Source organism: Sulfitobacter sp. SK011, from assembly GCF_003352065.1.
Taxonomy (GTDB): domain Bacteria; phylum Pseudomonadota; class Alphaproteobacteria; order Rhodobacterales; family Rhodobacteraceae; genus Sulfitobacter.
This window is the reverse complement of the sequence record NZ_CP025803.1, coordinates 3,404,816-3,422,511: the sequence shown is the minus strand read 5'-3', so window position 1 is coordinate 3,422,511 and position 17,696 is coordinate 3,404,816. Positions and strand designations below refer to the sequence as shown.

Annotated in this window: 14 protein-coding genes; 8 read left to right on the top strand and 6 right to left on the bottom strand. The window is 58.2% G+C overall.

Going from position 1 to position 17,696, the window contains the following annotated elements:
* Nucleotides 1-12: 12 nt before the first annotated feature.
* Nucleotides 13-441 carry a hypothetical protein gene (locus C1J02_RS16740; protein ID WP_114879602.1) on the bottom strand — a complete coding sequence of 143 codons (429 nt, stop codon included), beginning with the start codon at nucleotides 439-441 and terminating at the stop codon, nucleotides 13-15.
* 198 nt (nucleotides 442-639) lie between these two features.
* On the opposite strand from C1J02_RS16740, the gene C1J02_RS16735 reads away from it, so the two are divergent.
* Together C1J02_RS16735 and C1J02_RS16730 are read left to right on the top strand one after the other, a co-directional pair.
* Nucleotides 640-3,087 (top strand): mechanosensitive ion channel family protein, encoded by a 2,448-nt coding sequence (locus C1J02_RS16735; protein WP_114879601.1) that lies wholly within the window; start codon nucleotides 640-642, stop codon nucleotides 3,085-3,087.
* Nucleotides 3,088-3,147: 60 nt separating this feature from the next.
* Complete coding sequence (locus tag C1J02_RS16730; protein WP_114879600.1) at nucleotides 3,148-3,921, top strand: MBL fold metallo-hydrolase; 774 nt, start codon at nucleotides 3,148-3,150, stop codon at nucleotides 3,919-3,921.
* Nucleotides 3,922-3,998: 77 nt separating this feature from the next.
* Here C1J02_RS16730 and C1J02_RS16725 read toward each other — a convergent pair whose 3' ends face one another.
* Genes C1J02_RS16725 through C1J02_RS16710 form a run of 4 tightly spaced genes read right to left on the bottom strand, consistent with a single transcriptional unit; the run spans nucleotide 3,999 to nucleotide 9,847 of the window.
* A complete protein-coding gene (locus C1J02_RS16725; protein WP_114879599.1) occupies nucleotides 3,999-5,153 on the bottom strand; it encodes an ABC transporter permease in 1,155 nt (384 codons plus the stop codon).
* Complete coding sequence (locus C1J02_RS16720; protein WP_114879598.1) at nucleotides 5,150-6,178, bottom strand: ABC transporter permease; 1,029 nt, start codon at nucleotides 6,176-6,178, stop codon at nucleotides 5,150-5,152. Before C1J02_RS16720 ends, C1J02_RS16725 begins: the two co-directional genes overlap by 4 nt.
* Nucleotides 6,175-8,085, bottom strand: a complete 1,911-nt coding sequence (locus C1J02_RS16715) for an ABC transporter substrate-binding protein (RefSeq protein WP_114879597.1) — start codon at nucleotides 8,083-8,085, stop codon at nucleotides 6,175-6,177. Before C1J02_RS16715 ends, C1J02_RS16720 begins: the two co-directional genes overlap by 4 nt.
* The gene (locus tag C1J02_RS16710) at nucleotides 8,078-9,847 is read right to left on the bottom strand and encodes an ABC transporter ATP-binding protein (RefSeq protein ID WP_114880665.1); all 1,770 of its coding nucleotides are present in this window, start codon (nucleotides 9,845-9,847) and stop codon (nucleotides 8,078-8,080) included. Before C1J02_RS16710 ends, C1J02_RS16715 begins: the two co-directional genes overlap by 8 nt.
* 141 nt (nucleotides 9,848-9,988) lie before the next feature.
* On the opposite strand from C1J02_RS16710, the gene C1J02_RS16705 reads away from it, so the two are divergent.
* From C1J02_RS16705 to C1J02_RS16680, 6 genes are all read left to right on the top strand, one after another.
* Entirely contained in the window at nucleotides 9,989-10,474 is a 486-nt protein-coding gene (locus C1J02_RS16705; protein WP_114879596.1) for a class I SAM-dependent methyltransferase, read from the top strand.
* A gap of 126 nt (nucleotides 10,475-10,600) precedes the next feature.
* Nucleotides 10,601-12,709, top strand: coding sequence for a 3-hydroxyacyl-CoA dehydrogenase NAD-binding domain-containing protein (locus tag C1J02_RS16700; protein ID WP_114879595.1), 2,109 nt, complete (start codon nucleotides 10,601-10,603; stop codon nucleotides 12,707-12,709).
* Nucleotides 12,706-13,878 (top strand): acetyl-CoA C-acyltransferase, encoded by a 1,173-nt coding sequence (locus tag C1J02_RS16695; RefSeq protein WP_114879594.1) that lies wholly within the window; start codon nucleotides 12,706-12,708, stop codon nucleotides 13,876-13,878. The genes C1J02_RS16700 and C1J02_RS16695 overlap by 4 nt, the downstream gene beginning before the upstream one ends.
* Nucleotides 13,879-13,887: 9 nt before the next feature.
* A complete protein-coding gene (locus tag C1J02_RS16690) occupies nucleotides 13,888-15,087 on the top strand; it encodes an acyl-CoA dehydrogenase family protein (RefSeq protein WP_114879593.1) in 1,200 nt (399 codons plus the stop codon).
* Nucleotides 15,084-16,217 carry an acyl-CoA dehydrogenase family protein gene (locus tag C1J02_RS16685; RefSeq protein WP_114879592.1) on the top strand — a complete coding sequence of 378 codons (1,134 nt, stop codon included), beginning with the start codon at nucleotides 15,084-15,086 and terminating at the stop codon, nucleotides 16,215-16,217. The genes C1J02_RS16690 and C1J02_RS16685 overlap by 4 nt, the downstream gene beginning before the upstream one ends.
* Nucleotides 16,198-16,626 (top strand): PaaI family thioesterase, encoded by a 429-nt coding sequence (locus C1J02_RS16680; RefSeq protein WP_162798359.1) that lies wholly within the window; start codon nucleotides 16,198-16,200, stop codon nucleotides 16,624-16,626. Before C1J02_RS16685 ends, C1J02_RS16680 begins: the two co-directional genes overlap by 20 nt.
* Before the next feature lie 283 nt (nucleotides 16,627-16,909).
* Here the strand turns inward: C1J02_RS16680 and rpe are convergent, their stop codons facing one another.
* Nucleotides 16,910-17,599, bottom strand: a complete 690-nt coding sequence (gene rpe, locus C1J02_RS16675) for a ribulose-phosphate 3-epimerase (RefSeq protein WP_114879590.1) — start codon at nucleotides 17,597-17,599, stop codon at nucleotides 16,910-16,912.
* Nucleotides 17,600-17,696 lie beyond the last annotated feature (97 nt).

Sequence of the window (17,696 nt, the reverse complement as noted above, 5' to 3'; positions counted from 1 at the left end):
TCCCGGGTCGGCCTAGAGCCTCAGGTCGCTGCCTGATTTCCCAAATAATCCTTTAATATCGTATAGCACCGCACCGGGTTTTCCCAAGGCACGGATCGCATCATTGCCCATCTCGACATATTGGCGATGCCCGACGGCAACGATCCCGGCACCGTAGCTGCCGTTTTGCGGTGGACCGACAGCGTTGACACCGTGTTCGTTGGTCAGGCGGGCCGGGCCAACCCATGGATCATGCGCATCGACTGAGATCGATTGGTCGGCATCACCGGGATTTACCCGTTCGGGGCCACTGATAAAACGCGCCGCGCTTGTTGCAACGGAGGTGTCGGACACCTCAAAACCAGTGCGGTCCGCGGCAAGCTCCAGTGGCAGACCGACATAGCCCCGACCCAGCATGGCGATGCGCTGTTTTGGCTGAGAATTCAGGGCGTGCTTGGCCAATATCGGATCCTTGGTTTGCGATGTCTAAGGCGGCCCAAATGGGGTGCTTTTCGCTATGGCACAGATCGTTGCGGCTTGCAAAACACTGCACGCAATGGTGATCGTTTGGTACCTTGTGGTCGTTTCGCGGCAATTGCAAAGCTTCTGGGGCTGACATACCGTGTTGCGAGGTCTATCGGGCCGCTTTTGGGAATATACATGCGCGCGCTTATTTTTTGTTTCTTTGCCTTGTTGATGTCGTTGTCACATCTGCCGACCAGCGTTGCAGCGCAAAGCATGGGGGCCATTTTTCCGGGCGGATCGACGGTCGAAACGGCGAATACCCCGGCGCAGACCATCGAAGAAATCATGCGTCAGGCCAAGGAAAGCGGCATTGGTGTTGTCGTGATCGACAGCGACGGCAATCTGCGGTCCCAGGCACCCTTGGTTGAAGATATCGCAGTTGTTGAGAGCGAGCCGGAGCATTCCGCGCTGATGAAAATGCAAGACAGCGCGATCAGGTTCCGGGGCGCGCTGGTGGAGCGTTTGCTGCAATTGCCGGACGCATTTCGGGAAGTCTTGTATATTCTGCGCGCAGCAAGCCCGGACGGGACCTTGTGGGCTTTTGGCAAGGCGTTGTTCTACAGCCTGCTGATGTTTGCCGCAGGTATTCTTGTGGAACGCGAGATCTACGGGAAACGTCTTGTAAAGCCGTTTGTGACGGCGCGCATCATGGATGATCCGCAGGGCTATTCCGAGAAAATGCCGTTTCTGATTTACCGATTTGTCCTGGGGGTCGTCGGGATATTGGTATCGATGGCCGTTGCTTACGTCTTGGGGTTTGCCATCTTTGGATCGCTCAACGATACCGCGATGCAGTTCACTGTTACCCTGATCAATATCGGCTATTTTGCCTGCCGTTTTGTTGCGGGTTTGTGGCGGATGATCCTGTCGCCTTATCTGCCGCAATACCGCATTCCGGCATTGAACGATCACGATGCAAAGCGGTTGCACCGATGGTTATGGGCTTTGGCATCTCTTGATATTTGCGCCATTCTGTTTGGCCTTTGGATTGCAGAGCTGGGGCTGAATTATGATGTCTATGCCTTTCTGGCGTCCTTCATGTCGGCCTTTGTCGTCTTGATGAACATCCTGTTGGTTTTGGTGAACCGCAAGGCCATCGACACGGCACTGCGCCACGGCAAACCGTTGAATGAATGCAGTCTGGTGATCCGCATTTTGTGCTATATCTGGGCACCGGCTGTTGTTCTTTATGTGCTCTTTGCATGGTTCGCACTGACCTATGATCTGGTGCTGGCGAACCCAAGTTCGATCCCGCTGATTGCCGGGGCCTATGGCATCCTGATTTCCATTATCGTGGTTTACGGCGTCATCAACTATGTGATTGAGCGTGGGTTTTCGCGCGCCCGCGCGATCCGTCGTCTCAACGCCATCCGCGCCGAAGAACAGGCACAGGCCGCTGTGATGGCTGACGCAGATGCAGCGGCACCGGACCAGCCGGGCGACACGGAGCAAGACCTTGCCGCCGAAAGGGAGCACGCCCGTCTTGTCGCCGCGGAAGAAGAGGCGCGCGCCGCCATCGCACCGCGTCGCACCTTGAATTCCTTTGAAGCATTGGCGCGCCGGGTGGCCGGTATTCTGGCGTTTGTCGCGGGCATAAACGCGTTTTTCTACATCTGGGACAGCGACGGGGCCGAAATGGTCGAAAGCTATGCTGACCGGCTTTTGGACATCATGGTGATCATCTTTATCGGCTATGTGATCTATCACGCATTTCGCATCTGGATCGACACCAAGATCGAGGAAGAGGTCGGGGAAGAAGAAGAGGTCGAATTGGGTGCCGAGGGCGGCGGATCCTCTGCCACCAGACTTGCAACTCTGCTGCCGCTGTTTCGGAATTTCACACTGATTTTGGTCATCGTTTCGGTGTTGCTGATCATCCTGATGGAGGTTGGCGTCAACGTCGGGCCGCTTTTTGCGGGTGCGGGGATCGTGGGTATCGCCATTGGTTTCGGGTCACAGGCGCTGGTGCGCGATGTGTTTGCCGGGGCTTTCTTCTTGTTCGACGATGCGTTTCGCAAGGGCGAATATCTGGACGTTGGCGGGGTCAAGGGAACGGTTGAAAAGATATCGGTGCGGTCGTTCCAATTGCGCCATCACCTTGGCTATCTGCACACCATTCCGTTTGGTGAATTGCAGGTCATGACCAATTATTCACGTGACTGGGTGATCATGAAACTGCCCCTGCGCGTGACCTATGACACCGATGTCGAACGGGTTCGCAAGCTGATCAAGAACCTTGGTATCGAACTTCTGGATGATCCGGTGATCGGTGAGAATTTTATCCAGCCGCTCAAATCCCAGGGTGTGATTGAAATGCAGGACAGTGCGATGATCATCCGGGTCAAGTTCATGACCAAACCCGGCGATCAATGGCTGGTGCGCAAACGCGTGTTCGAAGAAATCCGGTCGCTTTTTGAACGCGAGAATATTCGCTTTGCACACCGCGAAGTGACTGTGCGTCTGGCCGATGCAAAGGTGGCCGACCTCAATGCGGATGAAAAACAGGCGGTTGCCGCGGCCGCACAAGCATCGATGGAGCAAGAATTGGCCGATGAGGATCAAGACACCGGTGATGACCGGTAGCGCATTGAATTGTTGGTCCTCAACGCTAGGTTTCTGTGTACCTTAACACAGGAGCATCACATGACCCAGACACGCCGCCATTTCCTTGCCACCTCTGCCGCCGCAGCCGGGGCAATCACCATTCTGCCCTATGCCGCGCGCGCCGCGGCCCATGCCAGCGATATGTTTGAAACAGCCGCAGGACCGATCAAGGTGCATCCTGTGGCTCATGCTTCGTTTGTGATGGAAACGCCAGTTGGCACCATCTATGCCGATCCGGTGGGTGAGGCGGCGCAATACGCTGATTTTCCAGACGCCGATCTGATCCTGATCACCCACGAACACGGGGACCACTATAACGCTGATACGTTGGCAGCTCTTGTGAAAGAGAACACGCAGATCATCACCAACCCCGCGGTGTTTGACATGCTCGCAGAGGGCGTCAAAGCAAATGCAAACGCAGTGGCCAACGGCGCATCGGCAAGTTTCAAAGAACTGAAGGTCGACGCGATCCCGGCGTATAACATCACCGAAGAGCGCAAGAATTTTCACCCGCAGGGCCGCGACAATGGCTATGTGCTGAACTTTGACGGGTTCCGTGTCTATATCTCGGGCGATACCGAAGACGTGCCGGAAATGCGTGCCTTGACGGATATTGACCTGGCGTTTGTCTGTATGAACCTGCCGTTCACCATGGACGCCAACGCCGCCGCCTCAGCCGTGTCTGAATTTGCACCGACATATGTCTATCCCTATCACTACCGCGGGCGGGATGGCGGGACGCAGGATCCGGCAGATTTTGCCAAGATGCTAAGCGGCGATACCGAAGTGCGCATGGGCGACTGGTACAGCTGATCCATGTGATCTCATGGGGGGCGTGACCCCCCATGAAACACCCTGGATACTCTGGGTCGCAAAAAGGCGTGACGCTGTTAATTCTTGTAAGGGTCAAGCGAGGCGCGCAAACCGTCCCCAAGGAAATTGAACGCCAGCACGACAACGATGATCGGCAGCATCGGGATGGCGGTCCACCAATAAATCTCGATGCTCGCAAGGTTTTGCGCGTCGTTCAGCATCACACCCCAGGACACCGCCGGCGCACGCAGACCCAGACCCAGGAACGACAGCGCCGTTTCTCCCAATATCATTGCCGGTATTGACAGCGTCGCGCTGGCAATAAGGTGCGACATGAAGTTGGGCAACAGGTGCTTGCGGATGACACGCGCTGGTTTTGCCCCCATCATCTCGGCGGCTTTGACGTATTCCTCTTCGCGCAGTGACAGGAATTTAGAGCGCACGGCGCGGGCAAGTCCGGGCCAGTCGAGAATGCCCAGAATAATCGAGATGATAAAGAACACCGCCACAGGCCCCCAGTTTGACGGCACCGCCGCTGACAGCGCAAGCCAGAGCGGCAATTCAGGGAGGGAGCGTAAAATCTCAATCGCGCGGTTGATGATCCAATCGGTCTTGCCCCCGAAATATCCCGCCATTGCGCCAAAGGTGATGCCCAGCAAGAATGATACCGTAATCCCGATGATCCCGACGGTCAGCGACAGTTGGGCACCATACAGAATCCGGCTGAATACATCGCGGCCCAGACGGTCAGACCCCCAAAGAAATATCGTCGCCCCCTTGGGTGCACAGACAAAGTGGATGTCAGACGGGATTATCCCAAAAAGATTGTAAGATTGCCCTTCGCAGAAAAACTCAAGCGGGGCAGGGCGGGTTTCATCGGTTGTATAGGTCCAGCGATATTGTTCCAGATCGGCCTTGGCGGTGATCGGATAGACATAGGGACCAACCCATTTGCCATCGTGCCACAGGTTGATGCTTTGTGGTGGCGCATAAAGGTAATCGGCGCTGCGCTCATTCGGGGTGTAGGGGGCGACAAACCCGGCGATCGGCAAGATCAGGTAGCAGATCAGCAGAAAAATGCCCGATACCAACGCCAGTTTGTGCCGCCGAAATTTGCGCCAGGTCAACAGCCATCCGGGCGCGTCCATTTCAGACCGTTCCGGTGCACTGATGTCTGTTTCATCCGTCCACGGTTCAGTATCGACAAAGCGGTTGGTTGGTTGTGTGCTCATGCGCCGCGGCCGCCGTATCTGATGCGCGGATCCAGCAGGACCAGCAACATGTCCGAGATCATCGTGCCGATCAGTGTCAGCAGCGCCACAAACATCAACACGAAGGCCGCCAGAAACTGATCCTGAGATTTGAGAGCGGCGAGCAAATATGGCCCAATGGTCTGCAGACCCAGGACCACCGACACCAGAACCGAGCCGGACACCATCGCGGGCAACAAGTTGCCAATGTCGGCGACAAACGGGTTAAACGCCATGCGCAGCGGGTATTTGGCCAACATCCGCGACGGCTTCATCCCTTTGGCGATGGCGGTTTCGACATAGGGTTTGCTCAGCTCATCAAGCATATTCGCGCGCAGGCGTTGCATCATTGCGGCGGCCCCTGAGGTGCCGATTACAAAGGTGGGCACGATCATGTGCAGCAAGATGGATTTCACCTTGGGCCAGGACATCGGCTCGCCCTCAAAAGCGGGGGCCATCAAGCCCCCGATGGGTAGGTTGAAATATTTATTGCCGTAGTAGAACAGGATCAGTGCCAGCAAAAAGTTGGGTGTCGCCAGACCAAGATACCCGACAAAGCCAGCGGTATAATCCACCCATGTTTCCGATCTGGCCGCGGCCAGAACCCCCAGGGGCAGCGCGATCAGATAGACAAACAGAACCGCCGCCAGATTGACCAGAACCGTCAGCCAAAGCGCATCGCCCACGATGTCACCGACGGGGCGGTCAAATTCAAAGGACCAGCCAAAGTCGCCCTGCAACAGTCCCGAAAAACCGTTGGGTCCAGGGGACATGCCAACCCAGATCAGGTATTGTTCCCACAAGGGTCGGTCCAGCGCATATTCCGTGCGCAGAAATTCCGCCTTGGCGACCCCTTCGGCCTGACCCGTGGCGCGCAGTTCTGCGATCTGGTTGCTGAGGTAATCACCGGGTGGCAGGTTGATGATGATAAAGACCAGGATCGACACCACCCACAGCGTCAGCAGCATCGTGAAAAAGCGGTAGACCGCATATTTGATGAACATCATTGGGTCACCTGCTGATGTGGTTCATCATAGTAAAACTCGTCGATGCGGTGGATGCCAAAATGCGCACCCGGATCAAAGGCCCATGTGCCTTGTTCAGGGACATTGCGCAGGTCTTTTGAAACGACAACCGGCTGCGGTGCCTGAGATAGAATGCCGATGCCATATTGCTGCTGGGCGTGAATGTGCAGCATTTCGCGCCAAAAGATATTGCGGGTCTTGTCATCATGTGCATGGTTCCAGCCGTCTAACATCGCCATCAGACGGATCGCTGCATTGTCGTCAGGTGCTTCGCCCAACTCGCCTGCCGTCTGGTAGTATTGTCCCCATTTCGGCCAGGCAAAAAATTCCTGATTTGTAGGTGCCAGATATTGCGGGGAGGTATCTGAGGTGGGCAATCCATTGTCCCAACCATACCAGATTGCGGCCATGCTGACCCCGGCATAGACGCGGTTGCGCAGGATGTTGCGGTCAAGCGGGCGCATAACAAGTTTGACGCCGATCTCGCGCCAGGTATCGGCGACAATGGCCAGCGCATTTTCGACCTCCTGCCGCTCGCCTGCGGTCTCGATGACAAATTCCATCGGACGGCCATCGGGCAACAGGCGGATACCTGTGGGGTCGCGTCCTGTCAGCCCCATTTCGTCCAGCAACGCATTGGCTTTGGCGGGGTAGTAGACCGACCACGCATAAAGATTGGTCAGATCATAAAACGGGCTGGTTTCCAGCGCGGTCATGCCCCCTTCTTTGGCCAGGCCAAAGTACAGGGCACGGTTGATCATTCGTCGGTCAATGCTCAGGCTCAGCGCGCGGCGGAACCGCACGTCGCGCATCACTTCGCGCCAGACGGGATCGGCGAAATTGAGGTTTGGATAGATCGCAATCTGGCTGGCGGCCCCATTGGCCCAAAGCAATGTGCGGTAATTGCCTCCGTCAGCCTCTCCCTTTTTCAGGATCGAAATGTCGGGAAAATCAAGGCCGCGCGCCTGCAGGTCTACTTCGCCTGCGTTTGCCTTGGCGGCGATCAGGCCGCCGCCGACAATCGTCATTTCCACCACGTCGATATAGGGCAATTGCAAGCCCTGCGCATCCACGCGGTGGTAGTAGGGATTGCGGACAAACAATTGCCGCGATGACCCGGTTGCGCTGGCGTTGATCCACGGTTGCAAGGTTGGCTCAGCCGGATTGTCATATTTGTACATGTTGTCGCGTTTGTTGTGCAGCGCTGCCCATGTCCGGACCCGGGCCTCACGCATCGCAGCCTTGAGCGCTTCGGGGTCCGCAAAATCAACATGGAATTGCTTGAGGTAATGCGCGGGCCGGTAAATGAATGGCGGGCTGGCCTGCGCCAGAAGTGCCACGAAATTCGGGTTTGGGTAGGGCCATTCAAACACGACCGTATGGGCATCGGGAAACGTCACCTCGCCGAGGCTGCCATCCACGAACATGAAGTCGGGCGGACCGGAGGGGGTCACCTCGTCGTTGTTGACGACGCTTTTCCACCAGTATTCAAAATCTGCCGATGTAAAGAGGGCCCCATCTGACCACCTGTGACCCGGACGCAGGTGCATGGTAAACTTGCGGCCCTCCTCGATCTCGATATCCCGCAGAATATCGGGATAGAGCGTATAATCAGGCGCGTACCCCACCAGCCGGGCATACCCGTAGACAACCATCTGCCGTACGTCTTTTGACCGCGACACAAGGGTGCGCAGGGTGCCGCCCTGTTTGCCCAATGTTCGGCCCTTTGCGGCCAGATCGACAACCAGTGGCATGTCGGGCAGGCGTTCGGCAATCGGGGGCAAGTCGCCGCGCTGAACCTCGCTCGCCCAGAACGTGGTTTCCTGATACGCGGGTTGTGCGACAGCGCAGGTTGACCAAAGCATGAGGAATATCAGCAGCTTACGCATGGCATCGCACCCTGTGGCCGGGATCAAGTTCGCGCAGGGCCGGGGCGGATGTCCCGTCAAACTGGAACATCTCAGGCCACTCGCCGGGCGCGCCGGCACCTTTTGCCACCAGATCAAGGTCGATTGGGCGCGACACATCCGGTTCCGGTTGTGCCGCGATCAGGGCTTTGGTGTAGGGATGCTGTGGATTGTAAAACAGCGTATCGGGGGGGGCCTGTTCAACGATCAGCCCACCGCGCATCACCGCGACCTCATCGGCGATGCGCGCGACCACGGCCAGATCGTGACTGATAAAAAGATAGCTCAATGACGCACGGTCGCGGATGTCCTCAAGCAGCGTCAAAATCTGGTCCTGCACAGAGACGTCCAGCGCCGAGGTCGGCTCATCACAGATCAGCAACTTTGGGTCCAGTGTCAGCGCCCGCGCAATCGACAATCGTTGCCGTTGCCCGCCGGAAAACGCATGTGGATAGCGGCGCATCATGTCAGGGTCCAGACCGACCCATCTCAGCATTTCGGCGGCCTTTTCGCGACGGTCCGATGTGCTGCCTATTGCGTGAATGTCCATTGGCTCTGTCAGGGCGTCGCGCACCCGCATGCGCGGACTGAGCGAAGAATAGGGGTCTTGAAAGACCATTTGCGCCTCGCGCTGAAATGTGCGGCGCTGGTCAGGTGACATTGCATGAACGGGAATGCCCTTGGCCCCTTTGGACGGGCAGAATATCACCTCGCCGCCCGGATCAGGGCGTTCTGCCCCCAAGGCCACCCGCGCGCAGGTCGACTTGCCCGATCCGCTTTCACCGACGATGGCCAGGGTCTTGCCGCGTTCAACCTGCACACTCACTTCGCGACAGGCCGTTATGATCTGGGGTTTGCGCCATCCGCCCGCCCGCATGGTATAGGTCTTGGTGACGTTTTTGAGGTCCAGAATAACATCATCATGGGCCATCGGACGTGCAGGCGTGGCCACCTCGGGGATTTTCGGTGCCGCGGCAAACAGTTTTTTGGTATAGCCATGTTCGGGGGCGCCCAGCACCTCCTCTGCGCTGCCGCTTTCCATCACCCGGCCCTTGTTCATCACAACAACATGCTCGGCCATATTGGCCACCACACCCAGATCATGAGTGACCAGAATAACGGCCATTCCTGTATCCGCCTGCAGGGTGTTGATCAGCCCCAAAACCTGCGCCTGAGTGGTCACATCCAGCGCTGTTGTCGGTTCGTCAGCGATCAGCAGATCGGGTTTCGCCACCATCGCCATTGCGATCATTGCGCGCTGGCGCATGCCACCCGACATCTCGAACGGGTAGCTGCGCCACGTCCGTTCCGGGTCGGGGAACCCCACATGATCAAATTCCTGCAACACACGTTGCTTTGCCTCGGACCGGCCCATGTCGCGGTGCAGGCGCAACACCTCTGCGACCTGATTGCCAAGCCGGTGCAGCGGCGACAGTGACCGCATCGGTTCCTGAAAAATCATCGAAATACGGTCGCCGCGGATCTGGCGCAGGACCTTTTCGGGTGCCTTCAACAGATCGACCGATCCTGATTGGCCCGCAAAAGAGATGCTGCCGCCGCGCACCTGCGCCACGCCCGGCAAGATGCGCAGCACACTGCGGCAGGTCAGCGTTTTGCCGGACCCGCTTTCGCCGACCAGGGCCAGCGTTTGCCCGGCAGAAACCGAAAAGCTGACGTTGCTGACGACAGGCGGCGCATTGCCAAAGCCAATCGTCAACGCATCTACATCCAGCAAAGGGCTCATCTTTGTCCTGTCGATCAGGGTACTTTTCTTGTTCACTCTCAGTGAAGCCGATTTATGTCGCAGCGTCTAGGCCACTGCTCTATTAATCCCGCGTCATCACCCCCATGTAGGGCGTAACCCGCAAAAGACAGGAACATTGTCATGAGCCGACTGGATATCTTCATCAACCGAATGGTGTCACAACGCGCCTGCCTGAACCACGCTGCCGCTTTGACCGCGCAGATGGACGGCCCGATCTTTGAGTTGGGGTTGGGCAATGGGCGCACCTATCATCACATGGTCGAGATCATGCCGGATCGTGACATTTACGTCTTTGAACGTGCAGTTGCCTCGAACCCCGACAGCACCCCGCCGGATGATCGGCTTATGTTGGGCGATGTATACGAAACGCTGCCTGCTGCGTTGCGCCGTTTTGGCCCGACAGCATCGCTGATCCACGCGGATCTTGGCGGTCATGACCTTGCTAAAAACGATGCGTTCGCGCGCGCGATTTCGCCGCTGGTCGAACCGCTGCTCGCCAAAGGTGGGTTGATGGTCTCAAGCGACAAGATGTATTTTGACACGTTGCGCGACGTTGCCCTGCCCGATGATGCGGTGCCGGGGCGTTGTTTTATCTATGGCCATTAAGGCGGCGTGAATATGACCCTGCGGCACACAATAAATTTCCCGTAAAACGGTGCGGGCAGGGTTTTAACTCCGTACCGGATCGCACATGCTGTCGCCGAATGACGTGCAGGTATCCGGGGGACAAAAATGGCCAGTCAGACGCAGGACAAGATCGCCTATCACCGGCAGGGCGACATTGCGGTTCTGAGAATTCAGAACCCGCCGGTAAACGCTTTGTCACACGCCGTGCGGCAAGGTCTGATGGCCCAGATGGACCGCGCCGAAGCAGACGATGGCGTGCGCGCCGTGCTGATCGTGGGCGAGGGGCGTGCGTTTATTGCAGGCGCTGACATCACCGAATTTGGCAAGACCCCGCTTGAACCGTGGTTGCCCGATGTGTGCAACAGGATCGAGGCATCACCGCTTTTGGTCGTCGCCTCCATGCATGGCGTATCGCTGGGTGGCGGGTTGGAAGTTGCCCTGTCCGCGCATTACCGCATCGCCCAGCCAACTGCGCGGGTGGGCCTGCCCGAAGTCCATCTTGGCCTCTTGCCCGGTGCTGGCGGCACGCAACGTTTACCGCGGCTGATCGGGGTTGACCGGGCATTGGATGCGATCACGACGGGGCGTCACATTCAGGCACCAGAGGCGCTTGAGATGGGCATCATCGACAAGATCGAAGAAGGTGATCCCGAAACCGTCGGGCTGGCTTATGTGCAATCACTTTTGGCAGATGCGGCACCGCGCCGCCCGATCAGCGAAATGCCCGGCCCGGCCCCGATCGACTGGGATGCGACCTATGCTGCAACGCTCAAGAAAGGGCGCGGTCAGATCAGCCCGGCCCAGGCTGTGCGCGCCGTTCAGGCCAGCGCCGAACTGCCGTTTGACCAAGGCATGAAAGCTGAGCGGCAAATGTTCATGGACCTGATGAAGACCGATCAACGTCAAGGCATGATCCATGCATTTTTCTCGGAACGGGCGGTCAGCAATCTGCCCGAACTTAAGGGCATCGCGCCGCGTGATCTGAAAGCCATCGGGGTGATTGGCGGCGGGACCATGGGCGCGGGCATCGCCACGGCGGCGCTCTTGGCGGGTTTCGACGTTGTGCTGATCGAGATGACCGATGACGCAGCGGTCGCCGCCAAAGACCGCATTGCGGGCAATCTGCAGGGTGCCTTGAGGCGCGGCAAGATCGACCAGGGCAAATTTGATGCCTTGACCACGAACGCGCTGCGGGTGTCCACGGCCTACGACGACCTTGCGCAGGCTGATCTGGTGGTCGAGGCAGTGTTCGAGGATATGGACGTCAAAAAGCAGGTGTTCGGTAAACTCGATGCAGTGTGCAAACCCGGTGCGATTTTGGCGAGCAACACCTCGTACCTTGATGTGAACGAAATTGCGGCCAGCACATCCCGGCCTGCCGATGTGATCGGGCTGCACTTTTTCTCGCCCGCGCATGTGATGAAGCTGCTTGAAGTGGTCGTTGCGGATCAGACCGCGCCCGACGTGGTGGCCACCGGCTTTGCGCTGGGCAAAGCGTTGGGCAAGGTCAGCGTGCGTGCGGGCGTCTGCGATGGTTTCATCGGCAACCGTATCTTGGCGCGTTACCGGACGGCGGCGGATCACATGGTTCTTGATGGCGCATCGCCCTATCAGATTGACGCGGCCCTGACGGATTTTGGGTTTGCGATGGGGCCTTTTGCGGTGGCTGATCTTGCCGGGCTCGACATCGGCTGGGCCACTCGCAAACGCAAAGCGCCGGACCGCCACCCGGATGAACGGGTGCCGACCTATATCGACCGCCTGTGCGAGCAGGGGCATTTTGGCCAAAAGACCGGTCGGGGGTACTACATCTATGAAAAAGGCAAGCGTGGCGGGGTGCCGAACCCTGAAATTGCAACGCTGATTGCCGATGAACAAGCGGCCCTTGGCATCACACCGCGCACCTTCAGCGATGCAGAGATCGTACGCCGGTACATGGCCGCGATGGTTAACGAGGCGGCAAAAGTTGTGGGCGAGGGCATTGCGCGCCGTCCACTGGACGTCGATATGACCTTGCTCTTTGGCTATGGCTTTCCGCGCTTTTGGGGCGGGCCGCTGAAATGGGCCGACCTGCAAGGCCTGCCCGCGCTGCTTGCCGATATTGAGGCCTATGCCAAAGACGACGCGTGGTTCTGGCAACCCGCACCTTTGCTGAAAGAACTGGTGGCCACGGGCCGCACCTTTGATGATCTGAACAAGGAAGCTGCATCATGAAACAAGCTGTCATCGTCTCTGCGGCCCGCACGGGTCTTGCAAAATCATTTCGCGGTTCATTCAACATGACCCATGGCGCGACCATGGGCGGTCATGTGGTTGAACATGCGGTGAAACGTGCGGGCATTGATCCGGGCCTTGTCGAGGATGTGATGATCGGCTGCGGTTTCCCTGAACATGCAACCGGCCAAAACATCGCGCGTCAGATTGCACTGCGTGCGGGCCTGCCGGTGACGGCATCGGGTTTGACGGTCAATCGTTTCTGTTCAAGTGGTCTGCAAACCGTGGCGATGGCCGCCAACGCAATCTGTCAGGAAGGCGCAGGGCCGATGGTAGCAGGCGGGGTCGAGAGTATTTCGATGGTTCAGCCACATGCGAAGACGGTCAAGGAAGCATGGTTGGGCCAGCATAATCCAGACGTCTACATGAGCATGATTGAAACGGCGGATGTGGTTGCAGAACGCTATGGCGTGGACCGCGCGTATCAGGATGAATACGCGCTGCGCAGTCAGCAATTGATCGCCGCAGCCCAGGCAGCCGGAAAATTTGATGATGAGATTGTGGCCATGCAGACCACCATGGGTGTGCAGGACAAAGAGACCAAGGAAGTCACGCTGCGCAGCGTCACGGTGGATCGCGACGAGTGCAACCGCCCGCAGACCACGCTTGAGGGGTTGGCAGGTCTGAACCCTGTCCGCGAGGATGGATCGGTTACCGCAGGCAATGCCAGCCAGCTGAGCGATGGCGCGGCGGCGGTGGTACTGATGGACAGTGTCGCGGCGGAAAAGGCGGGGCTTGAGCCGATGGGGGCCTTCAAAGGGTTTGCAGTGGCCGGATGCGAGCCTGATGAAATGGGCATCGGGCCGATTTTTGCGGTGCCACGATTGCTCGAACGGCATGGTTTGAAAATCGATGACATTGATCTGTGGGAATTGAACGAAGCGTTTGCATCCCAGTGCCTTTACGCCCGCGACAAGCTGGGCATTGATCCCGAAAAATACAACGTCAACGGCGGTTCCATCGCCATTGGGCATCCGTTCGGCATGACCGGTGCGCGGATGACCGGACATCTGCTGCGCGAAGGCAAGCGGCGCGGGGCCAAACTGGGGGTGGTGACGATGTGTGTGGGCGGCGGCATGGGGGCTGCGGGTCTGTTTGAAATCTACTAGGAGGCTGCGATGGACCTGAGGTATTCTGACGCTGAAAACGCATTCCGAGACGAGGTTCGCGCATTTCTGGCCGAACAACTGCCCGGTGATCTGCGCGACAAGGTCAGAAACGGTCAGGCGCTGGGCAAGGAAGGGCATGAACGCTGGCATGCGATCCTGAACGCGAAAGGATGGCTGGCCCCCAATTGGCCGCGCGCCTTTGGCGGTGCGCAATGGGATGCGGTGCAAAAGCACATCTTTGAAGAAGAAGCAGCGGTGGCCTATGCCCCGCGCATCGTGCCTTTTGGGTTGTCGATGCTGGCCCCGGTGTTGCAGAAGTTTGGGTCAAAGGCACAGCAGGACCATTGGTTGCCGCGGATCTTGTCCGGTGCGGATTGGTGGTGTCAGGGATATTCCGAACCCGGCGCGGGGTCTGATCTGGCGTCGCTCAAGACCCGCGCGGTGCGGGACGGGGATCATTATATCGTGAACGGTCAAAAGACGTGGACAACCCTTGGCCAGCACGCCAACATGATCTTTTGCCTCGTGCGCACAGACAAAGATGTAAAGCAGCAGCAAGGCATCTCATTTCTGTTGATCGACATGGATACCCCCGGCATCGAAGTGCGCCCGATTGTGTTGCTCGATGGCGGAGCCGAGGTGAACGAGGTCTGGTTCACGGATGTGAAAGTGCCGGTGGAAAATCTGGTGGGTGAGGAAAACAAGGGTTGGACCTATGCCAAATATCTGCTGACCCATGAACGCACGAACATTGCGGGCGTCGGGTTTTCGCAGGCTGGGCTGGGGGCCGTGAAACGCATCGCGCGCGCTGAAATGGCGGGGGGTAAGCCGTTGATCGAAAACCCCCATTTCGCAGCACGTGTCGCACAGGTCGAGATTGATCTGATGGCCATGTCCACCACAAATCTGCGGATCGTATCGCGCGCCGCAGCGGGGCAGGCCCCGGGCGTGGAAAGCTCAATGCTCAAGGTCAAAGGCACGATCATCCGTCAGGAAATCAACGATCTGGCGCGGCGTGCGGCGGGTGTTTACGCAATGCCCTTTGCATCCGAGGCGGTCGAGGGGTCAAACGCCGCCTTGCCTGATCCGCTGGCCGCCGGGCCGGTGGCGGCGCAGTATTTCAACAACCGTAAACTGTCGATCTATGGTGGCTCAAACGAGATTCAGCGCAGCATCATCGCCAAGACCGTTCTGGGGGGCGGCGCATGAATTTTGAGCTGACCGATGAGCGGCAAATGCTGCAAGACAGCTTGCGACGGTTCTTGCGCGACAAATACGGTACCGCCACCCGCAATGCGATTTTGGCAAGCGACACGGGCTTTTCCGACGAAATCTGGACCGGGCTGGCAGAGCTGGGCGTTATCGGAGCGCTTTTTGGTGAGGATCAGGGCGGCTTTGGCGGCGCGGGCTTTGACATCGCGGTGGTGTTTGAGGAACTGGGCCGCGCCGGCGTGGTCGAACCTTTGCTTGATACCGGCATTCTGGCCGGGGGTCTGGTTGCCGATCTGGGCCAAGGCGATCAGCTGGAACTGGTTGAACAGGTGATCGCGGGGACACTGCAGATGGCATTCGCCCATGGCGAACCGACAAGCCGGTATGACCTGAGCCGCGTTAAGACAACGGCAAGCAAAGACGGTGCCAGTATCGTCCTCAATGGTGCCAAGGCTGCCGTGGTCAACGGTGAGGCTGCCAATCTGCTTGTGGTTTCGGCCCGGGAGAGTGGTTCGGTGGACTCTGAAAAAGGCATCTCGCTTTTTCTTGTTCCAGCAGATGCAAAGGGGGTCACAATCCAAGGTTACGCTCTGCTTGCCGGAGGCCGTGCCGCTGAGGTCATGTTTGATAACGTGATAATCCCCGACATCGCGCGCCTCGGCAAGCCGGGCGGTGCTTTCGCTGCCATCGAGGCGCGCATCGCAGCTGCGAGTGTTGCCCAATGCGCCGAAACGCTGGGCGCGATGGAAACCGCCTGTGCGCTGACCCGCGATTATCTTGGCACCCGCACGCAGTTTGGCCGCCCGATCGGGACATTTCAGGCACTGGCACACCGCATAGCGGACCTGATGATCGAGATGGAGCAGGCCCGCTCAGCGGTGATCAACGCGGCGGGTCATCTTGAGGCCGCGCGTGAGACCCGCGAACGATATGTATCTGCGGCCAAAAACCTGATCGGTCGGGCGGGGCGTCTGGTGGCCGAGGATGCCATTCAGATGCACGGCGGTATTGCGATGACGCAGGACTATGAACTTGCCCATATCGCCAAGCGCATCGTCATGGCCGACCACCGGTTTGGCGACACCGATCATCATCTGGAGCGTTTCATTGCCATTACCACCCGCTGACGCATTGCCCTTGCCTGAGCACAAAGCCACCGGATCGGGGGCGCAGGATTTGGTGGGATACCGCATTGATCTGAGCGATCCTGCTGGCGGGGCGGTGGTGCGTTTGACTGTCGAGGCAAAGCATCTCAATCGCAACGGCACGCTTCAGGGCGGTATTCACGCGATGCTGCTGGATGCTGCTGCCGGGTTTGCCGCCTCGCGGCATCTGGCCGGGCAGGGGGACATTGTGCCCGTGGTGACGCTGTCACTGAATGCGCAATACCTTGCCCCGGCGGCCCTTGGTGAGGTTATTGCGACCGGTCAAGTCATGGGAGGTGGGTACAAGATCGTCCATGCCGAGGCTGAAATACGCAGCGCGGATGGCACGGTTTTGTCACGTGGCAGCGGTGTGTTCAAACGCGCCGGATAGGGCAGCGCGACATGCCACACGTGGCCAGAGTCACGGCGGTTGTTCATTTTGCAAAGTTGGATCGTTTTGGCCCGGTGAAAAGTGGCGGCGCCGCCAGATCGGATGTTAGAGACAGGATTTTACCCTGCATGTCTGAACTGTTCAGAAATGACCCGATTTTAAGGGGCCCCTTCGTTTACGGTGTTTGCCAAAAGGTGTTAACCTTTCAGCAGATGTCGCGACAAAGTGAGTTCTAGGTGCAGGACGTTAAGACCGGGTGAGTGATGCGTGCGTTGCGGCTGGGTCAGACGTAGGTGCCTTGCGCCGCTGCCCGAATGGCGCGGATGTTTTCGCCGTAAGGCGCAGGGTCGCTGACGGAGCCGCCTTTGAACACCGCAGACCCCGCAACCAACACATCTGCCCCGGCTTTTGCGACCAGCGGTGCCGTTTTGGCATCCACGCCACCATCGATTTCAATATGCACGGGCCTGTCGCCAATCATTGCGCGCAGTGATTTGATTTTGTCGGTCATGTCGATGAATTTCTGCCCCCCGAATCCGGGGTTCACGGTCATCACACAGATCAGGTCGGTGAGGTCGAGAAGATGCGCCACGGCATCCGCAGGGGTGCCGGGGTTGAGCGCGACGCCTGCCTTGGCCCCAGCGCCGCGGATGGCCTGCAATGTCCGGTGAATATGTGGCCCTGCCTCGACATGCGCGGTAATGATGTCGGCCCCGGCCGAGGCGAAAGCGTCGATATAGGGGTCAACGGGGGCAATCATCAGATGCACGTCCATCACCCCTTTGATGTGGGGACGGATCGCAGCGCAGGTGGTGGGACCAAAGCTGATGTTGGGGACAAAATGACCGTCCATCACATCGACATGCACCCAATCGGCACCCTGCGCCTCAATCGCCTCACATTCTGCACCGAAATTCGCAAAATCGGCGGCAAGGATTGAGGGGGCGATCTTGATCGAGCGGTTGAAAGTCATTTTGGGTCTCATTTTATGGCGGATGTGCTGCCTCATAGCGGCTTTGGCTTTGCGCGGAAAGGGCGGGATATCGGTATTTGAAAAAGGGTGAAGGGTA

Coding starts and splice junctions, on each gene's coding strand:
- C1J02_RS16735 (WP_114879601.1), top strand. CDS start 640: ATGCGCGCGCTTATTTTTTGTTTCTTTGCCTTGTTGATGTCGTTGTCA.
- C1J02_RS16730 (WP_114879600.1), top strand. CDS start 3,148: ATGACCCAGACACGCCGCCATTTCCTTGCCACCTCTGCCGCCGCAGCC.
- C1J02_RS16725 (WP_114879599.1), bottom strand. CDS start 5,153: ATGAGCACACAACCAACCAACCGCTTTGTCGATACTGAACCGTGGACG.
- C1J02_RS16720 (WP_114879598.1), bottom strand. CDS start 6,178: ATGATGTTCATCAAATATGCGGTCTACCGCTTTTTCACGATGCTGCTG.
- C1J02_RS16715 (WP_114879597.1), bottom strand. CDS start 8,085: ATGCGTAAGCTGCTGATATTCCTCATGCTTTGGTCAACCTGCGCTGTC.
- C1J02_RS16710 (WP_114880665.1), bottom strand. CDS start 9,847: ATGAGCCCTTTGCTGGATGTAGATGCGTTGACGATTGGCTTTGGCAAT.
- C1J02_RS16705 (WP_114879596.1), top strand. CDS start 9,989: ATGAGCCGACTGGATATCTTCATCAACCGAATGGTGTCACAACGCGCC.
- C1J02_RS16700 (WP_114879595.1), top strand. CDS start 10,601: ATGGCCAGTCAGACGCAGGACAAGATCGCCTATCACCGGCAGGGCGAC.
- C1J02_RS16695 (WP_114879594.1), top strand. CDS start 12,706: ATGAAACAAGCTGTCATCGTCTCTGCGGCCCGCACGGGTCTTGCAAAA.
- C1J02_RS16690 (WP_114879593.1), top strand. CDS start 13,888: ATGGACCTGAGGTATTCTGACGCTGAAAACGCATTCCGAGACGAGGTT.
- C1J02_RS16685 (WP_114879592.1), top strand. CDS start 15,084: ATGAATTTTGAGCTGACCGATGAGCGGCAAATGCTGCAAGACAGCTTG.
- rpe (WP_114879590.1), bottom strand. CDS start 17,599: ATGACTTTCAACCGCTCGATCAAGATCGCCCCCTCAATCCTTGCCGCC.